Here is a 6,647-nt window from a genome sequence, read left to right on the forward strand (position 1 = left end):
ATAGAGCAATATAATTTAACCAAAGAACCATTAAAAGACCACACGAACGAATTATTGCCGCTTTTAAAACAGTTGGGAGGAGAAAGTCTATGAAGATATCGGAACTACGAAATATGACAGACTCGGAATTAAAGGAATTAGCCAAGCAAAAGAGGATCACCAAAAAGGGGAAATGTTGGCCTACGTCAGATGCTTATCAAGCCCAAAATGTATTATGGATCAGGGCAGGTCGACCGTTTGACAGAAAAGAACAGCCAAATGATGATCCGTGGGGATTAATTGACAGCGAATAGTAGGAGGTAGAGAAATGAAAGCATTTGAAAAGGTTGATTTAACTTAAAGGATGGTGATTGATATGTGGATAAAGGAGCAAGACGGAAGTCTGATTAACAGCGATAAAATTATTAGCATAAATGTATTTGAAACAAGACTTTTCGCTGTTACTGGGTATGATTCACTGACGCATACAGATATAGTAACCAATTTAGGATATTATGAAAATCAGACGTAGAAAAGATTAAAAATGTATTATATTGTGCATTGGCTGAACAGTATGAGCCATTTACAATGCCGCCGCCTATAGATGGATTGAAAGCATGGAACTCTATCCCAATCAGCAAAGAAGGTGAATAGGATGCACTATCTAAATTACACCTTTTGTAATCGCCAGGACTGCCGTAAATATCGGATATGTGGAGTATCCGTAGCGGCAGCGGAGATGTGGAAAAAAAGACAGCAAAAGGACGGCTGATGATTCACCGATACAGAGCGAGCCGATTAATTGTGAAAGATACGAAAAGAGGCCGTGGATATGAAAGAAAAATTATCAATCAAAGAGCAGTTGCAATTAGTCAGACATAAATGCCCAGATATGTGGGGGATATTTATGGATGGCTGCCCTAGCGAATGGGGGTTACCAGAACTCCCATGTTGGGGTCGGGATAATGATCCGGAATGTAGCAAGTGTTGGGATAAGGCGTTGGAGGATGATAAATAATTGATGAATTGCCAAAAGATTGTGAGAATTGCCGACACTATGACAAACCTTTAAAAATAAGCCCATGCCCGATGTGTAATTGGCAGGCAGCGCCGCCCAGCGTCTGGGAACCTAAGGATGAGGAGGATGCAGATGACGGCTAAAGAATATTTAAATCAATTACGGACGATAGATTTAAGGCTGCGAACGATGGAAAGCGAATTAAAAAAGCTGCGCAGTGATATATGTAATCTGCGGGCTACGGATTATAGCAAGGATAAAATAAGTGGCGGACAGCCCATGGATATATCAGACAAGGTCATTCGTGTTATTGATGAAAAGGATAAGATTACGGCAGAATGGAATACCTTACTCCTATTGCGGAACGAAGCCAGGGGATATATCAACACAATACAAGATTATAGGGTGCGCCATGTACTCATTGAGCGGTATATTGATTGCAGGGCATGGGATTACATACTGGATAGTATGAACATTAGAAATTCAGATGGAGAGTATATAGAGAAATATACTCTCCGACAAATGTACAGATACCACTCTTTAGGATTAAAAGAAATTCAGGAGATATTAGATAAAAAACAGGTAAATGTCAGTAAATGTCATTGAATGTCAGTGGCTTGACATGGTATGATATAAAATATGAAATGATACACAAAGGACACCGGATATTTCCGATGTCCTTTTTTGCTACCCTAAATCAGGTGAAACCGATGATTCAATGCGATAATCCAAAATGTAAATATAATCAGCGCGGGCACTGCGTCAATATGCATCTCACGGTTGAGCGGGAGCGGTGCGTCTGCTTTGAACTGCGGCAATCGCTGCGGCAGAAATATACGCATGAGACAGATATCAACCATGAGCCGGTAAAATATACAAAGCGGAATAGAATTTTGAAATAAGGGGTGATACCATGCCGAGGCCGAGAAGCCCAAATCGCAAGAAGGCACATGAAATCTGGCTGGCATCCGGCGGCAAATTAAGTAATAAGGAAATTGGCAAGCAATTAGGAGTATCTGCGGATATGGTCGGTAAATGGAAGCGGCAGGATAACTGGGAACAAAAGCGACCAAACAAAACGACCAAACCAAAAAGGCGAAAAACGACCAAACAACCAGAGCAGCCGGACAAAGAAAATACAACAGCTACGGATACAGAGGCACAAAAACAAGCAGAATCTTTTCATGTGCTATATGAGGATGTATTAACAAATAAGCAACGCCTTTTTTGTATTTATTACATAAATTCATTTAATGCGACCTTATCATATAAACGGGCCTATCAATGTAGATATGGTACGGCGGCTGTAAATGCATGCGGACTACTAAAAAAACCTAATATCCGCGAATATATTGATCACTTAAAAGAAATTAGGTACCAATCAATGATGATACAGGGGATGGATGTTGTCGAATTATATATGCGGATTGCCTTTGCTAACATTAATCAGCATATAGTCGTGAAAGACGGACGAGTGGTATTGGCTGATAGTGAAGATATTGACGGGCAGATCGTACAGGAAATCAAAGAAACTCAAAACGGAGTGAGCATACGGCTTAATGATCGCATGAAAGCGCTGCAATGGTTATCGGATTATTTTGAATTAAATCCATCGGATCAGCATAAATGAGATTATGACGATCGGATGGCAGATCTGAAGGAAAAAGCAATCAAGCTAAAGGAGTGGTAACTATGGCGGCATCGTGGGCCATGCCCTTTTACAATTCAAAAGATTGGAAAGAGTTACGGATAATGTTAATTATCCAACGAGGTGCCAAATGCGAGCGATGTCACAAGGACTTTTTGTTTGATACATCACGATTAATTGGGCACCACAAAAAAGAATTAACGCCGGATACTATCTGTGATCCGACGATTGCGTTGAATCCGGATAACATAGAAATCATCTGCGATGATTGCCATAACAAAGAGCATAAGCGGTTCGGATACCGTGGGCAACACCATGTCTATATTGTGTATGGTCCGCCATGCAGCGGCAAAAGCACATTCGTTCACCAAATGATGCATCGGGGAGACCTGATTGTAAATATGGATTTACTGTATCGAGCGGTCAGTGGATGCGGACTATATGATAAGCCGGACAATCTAAAACGCAATATATTTCGCGTACAGGATATATTGATTGATCAGATACGGACTAGGTATGGGCAATGGAACGATGCGTATATTGAAGGCGGCTATCCCATTAAAACGATACGCGAAGGATTGGCGCAGCGGGTGCGGGGAGAGTTAGTGTATTGTGAGGCGACTAAAGAAGAATGCCTGCAAGGTGCGGCAAAACGGGGAGTATTCGCAAAGGAATGGGAAGGATATATCCAGAAATGGTTTACTGCGTATCAGCCATAGCCCCCCTGTCCGATACATTTATCAAGTCCAAGGCTAGACCGGATGGCATCCCCTTTTTTGATTTACATCAAAAATTTGACTTTTTTCAAAAGTTCATCTGAAATGCGATAAGGGGGCGAGAATATGAACGAAGTAAAAGCAGAATATGAAAGAATTAAGGCCCTTTTTGACGGATCGGATGACCATATGCTGCAACTGTTGGATGGCTCTTTCATTGAAGCGGCCCGGTTACGAGTAGAGTTAAATAGGCTTCATGCTGTAGTGCAAGAAACGGGACTCATTAAGATCAATCCGGACAATCCACGCATGCAGAAAGAACTTCCCGTGTCCAGGATGCTGCCAAAAGTCCGGGCAAATTATGCGAACCTGATCTTTAAATTAGCGGCTATATTAGGGAAGAATGTGGTGGATGAAGAGGATGGGCTAGGAGAATATGAATAGTTATATTCAAGAATATTGGGACGGCATCCAATCCGGAAAATATATTGTTGGCTATTTAGTCCGACTGCAGATGCAAAAATTAATTGAAGAATTGCAGGACTCCCAGATTAAAAAAGATTTTGACTTGTCAAATAAACGAATCCAATTCATTGAAGCCGAGTGTCGGCATGCGCAGGCCCCCTTTGCTGGCAAGCCGTTTCATCTGGAACTCTTTCAAAAAGCAATCATTGAAGCCATATATGCGATGCAAATATGGAACGACGAACTGAAACGGTATGTGCGTAAGTATCAACGGGTGCTGCTGGTTATCGGGCGTAAAAATGGGAAAAGTCCCTATGCGTCTGCGATCAGTCTGTCCGAATGGGTATGCGGTGAAATGGGTACAAATATTTTGTTTGGCAGTAATGATTATGAGCAAGCGGGTATTTTGTTTGATGGCACAAATGATATGCGCGAAGAATCGCCCAAATTGGCGCGATGTACCCGTAAAAATCAAAAAGGGATATTTTGGGGAAATAAGAAACGCAAGATTAAACGTGGCAAATTTTCATCGCAAAACAAAGGATCTATTAAAAAGATATCCGCTAAAACGGGAGCCAAGGAAGGGAAAAATATTAAGGTGGGTGTTGTCGATGAAGTTCATGAAATGAAAGATAATTCATTGGTCATGCCAATTCGGCAGGCATTATCCACACAGGATGAACCGTTGTATATCGAAATTACAACAGAAGGTTTTACAGATGGCGGCTATTTGGATAGTGAAATGGAAGAAGCACATAAGGTATTGCTGGGCGAAGTAGATGACCCGCAATGGCTTATTTTTTTATATCAGCAGGACAGTGAGGAAGAAATATGGCAGGATGAACAATCCTGGTATAAATCGAATCCAGGATTAGGCGTTATTAAAAAATGGTCTTTTCTGCGGCAGATGGTAGAGGAAGCTCGAACCAACGCAGGGACACGGGCGTTTGTATTAGCCAAGGATTTTAATATTAAGCAGAATAGCGCAGCCGCATGGCTGGATCTTGCTACGGTAGAAAATCAAGCTACGTTTGATATTAAATCATTACGGGGAATGTATTATATTGGGTCACTCGATTTTGCGGAAACAACAGATTTATGCAATGCCAAGGCCATGTTTATTAATCCTATTACGCAGGAGAAAAAAACATTGACCATGTATTTTATTCCGGAAACGAAAGCGGATGCGATATTGGAAGAAGATATGAATACATTAAATCCAGAAAAGAAGGACTATTGCGAATGGGCTAAAAAGGGACTCTGCACGATTTGTCCCGGGACAGAAGTAGATGCATCCGCAGTTGCAGGGTGGTTTATTTCGCTATATACGGCATACAAAATGAAGCCCTTTAAGATTGGATATGATAATTGGCACTCTCAGGATTTCAAACGGCAAATTGCGGATTATTTTGGAGAAGACATTTTGGAGCGTATTGGCATGGACTTTAACAGCCTGTCGAATCCCATGAATATTTTAGAAAGTGATCTGAAATACAAAAAGATAAATTACAATAATCATCCGATTGATCGTTGGTGTCTGATGAATACCGCTATTAAGACCAATAATATCGGGCAGATCATGCCGATCAAGAAATATGGGCAAAGTAAAAATAGAATTGATGGGACACTGGGATTTATTATTGGTGAGGCGACATATTGGCGATATAAGACCGAATATAACGCATTACAGGAAGCAGGGTGAGCTGGTGTTTAATTATTTAAAGCAAGTATTTGCGAATTATCAGAATAAAAAAACATATACACGACTTGTCTCACTGCTCAATGATGGGACGGCGTTATTTTCTGCCTTTGGGCAGGATGTGTATATGAGTGATCATGTCAATAACTGTATTGATCGGATTGCAACGGAAATTAGTAAGATGAGTGTGCTGTCCGTCGTAGATGGCGCCAACAGTGTAAAGCGGCAAAATGATGAGATCACACGGTTATTTAAATTCAAGCCGAATCCCTTACAAACAACAAAAGATTTTTTGGCATGTTGCGCTTGGCTGCGGCTTAAAGATTGTAACTGCTTTATTTATCCGCAATATAATGTGATGACAGATAGCCAAGGGAATCCATTCCGCTTTTATACCGCTTTTTGGCCATTGGCCCCTACTCGTATCGAGATTGGTGTAGATGATAGCGGAAGTATATGGGAAATTCATTTCTATTGGCGTGATGGGTCAGACGATAGCGTACCCTATGCAGATATTGCTCATCTTCGGTGGCGCCGCGGGAAAAATACAATTATTGGCGGTGGCAATGATTTTGGCATGCCGGATGTACGGGAATTGTCGGCATCCATTACTGCTTTGGGACAAATATTGGATACGGTACCGAAGGCATTGCAATCCAGCCTAAAAATTAATGGGATCTACCATGCGAAAACTGTTATTGGAATAGATGCATTAAACCAGGCAAGACAAAATTTTGAAGATCACATCAGTAGCAGTCATACCGGTATTGTGGCAACTGATTTGCCGGGAGAGTTTATGCCCGTTACAATGAGCCAGCCACACATTGATGATACAGTTATGATGTTTTTGAAATCTATTGTGCGAGAGCGGTATGGTATTTCAGAAGCGATGATGACCGGTGATTACACCGCAGATCAGCATAGCGCTTTTTATCAAACATGTCTGGAAGATTTTGCTACAGAATTTGAACAGGCCATGTCCGCTTGCTTATTCACTCAACGGGAACAGGATGTGGGGCATCATTTACGGTGCTATCTCAGTCGGACCGAATTTATGAATACGCGGGAGTGTAAAATAGTTTGTGTAAATCGGTATTGCATGAATCTACTTTATGCCCCATA

8 protein-coding genes are annotated in these 6,647 nt (G+C 41.4%); all 8 read left to right on the forward strand.

From position 1 onward, the window contains the following. Positions 1-89 precede the first annotated feature (89 nt). Complete coding sequence (locus PGX44_RS13500; protein ID WP_498855779.1) at positions 90-293, forward strand: hypothetical protein; 204 nt, start codon at positions 90-92, stop codon at positions 291-293. A 518-nt stretch (positions 294-811) separates the two neighbouring features. Then, entirely contained in the window at positions 812-997 is a 186-nt protein-coding gene (locus PGX44_RS13505; protein ID WP_498855780.1) for a hypothetical protein, read from the forward strand. A 132-nt stretch (positions 998-1,129) separates the two neighbouring features. After that, positions 1,130-1,603, forward strand: a complete 474-nt coding sequence (locus PGX44_RS13510; protein ID WP_498855781.1) for a DUF1492 domain-containing protein — start codon at positions 1,130-1,132, stop codon at positions 1,601-1,603. Between the two features lie 307 nt (positions 1,604-1,910). Further along, positions 1,911-2,627 (forward strand): terminase small subunit, encoded by a 717-nt coding sequence (locus tag PGX44_RS13515; protein ID WP_498855782.1) that lies wholly within the window; start codon positions 1,911-1,913, stop codon positions 2,625-2,627. A gap of 62 nt (positions 2,628-2,689) precedes the next feature. Further along, complete coding sequence (locus tag PGX44_RS13520; protein WP_498855783.1) at positions 2,690-3,364, forward strand: AAA family ATPase; 675 nt, start codon at positions 2,690-2,692, stop codon at positions 3,362-3,364. 123 nt (positions 3,365-3,487) lie between these two features. Beyond that, a complete protein-coding gene (locus tag PGX44_RS13525; RefSeq protein ID WP_302593811.1) occupies positions 3,488-3,805 on the forward strand; it encodes a hypothetical protein in 318 nt (105 codons plus the stop codon). Beyond that, positions 3,798-5,528 carry a terminase large subunit gene (locus PGX44_RS13530; protein WP_498855784.1) on the forward strand — a complete coding sequence of 577 codons (1,731 nt, stop codon included), beginning with the start codon at positions 3,798-3,800 and terminating at the stop codon, positions 5,526-5,528. Before PGX44_RS13525 ends, PGX44_RS13530 begins: the two co-directional genes overlap by 8 nt. Before the next feature lie 4 nt (positions 5,529-5,532). Continuing rightward, the coding region (locus PGX44_RS13535) for a phage portal protein (protein ID WP_498855785.1) at positions 5,533-6,647 on the forward strand (1,115 nt) is incomplete at its 3' end.

Source organism: Caecibacter sp. AF58-12pH5A (genome assembly GCF_027681725.1).
GTDB lineage: Bacteria > Bacillota > Negativicutes > Veillonellales > Megasphaeraceae > Megasphaera > Megasphaera hominis.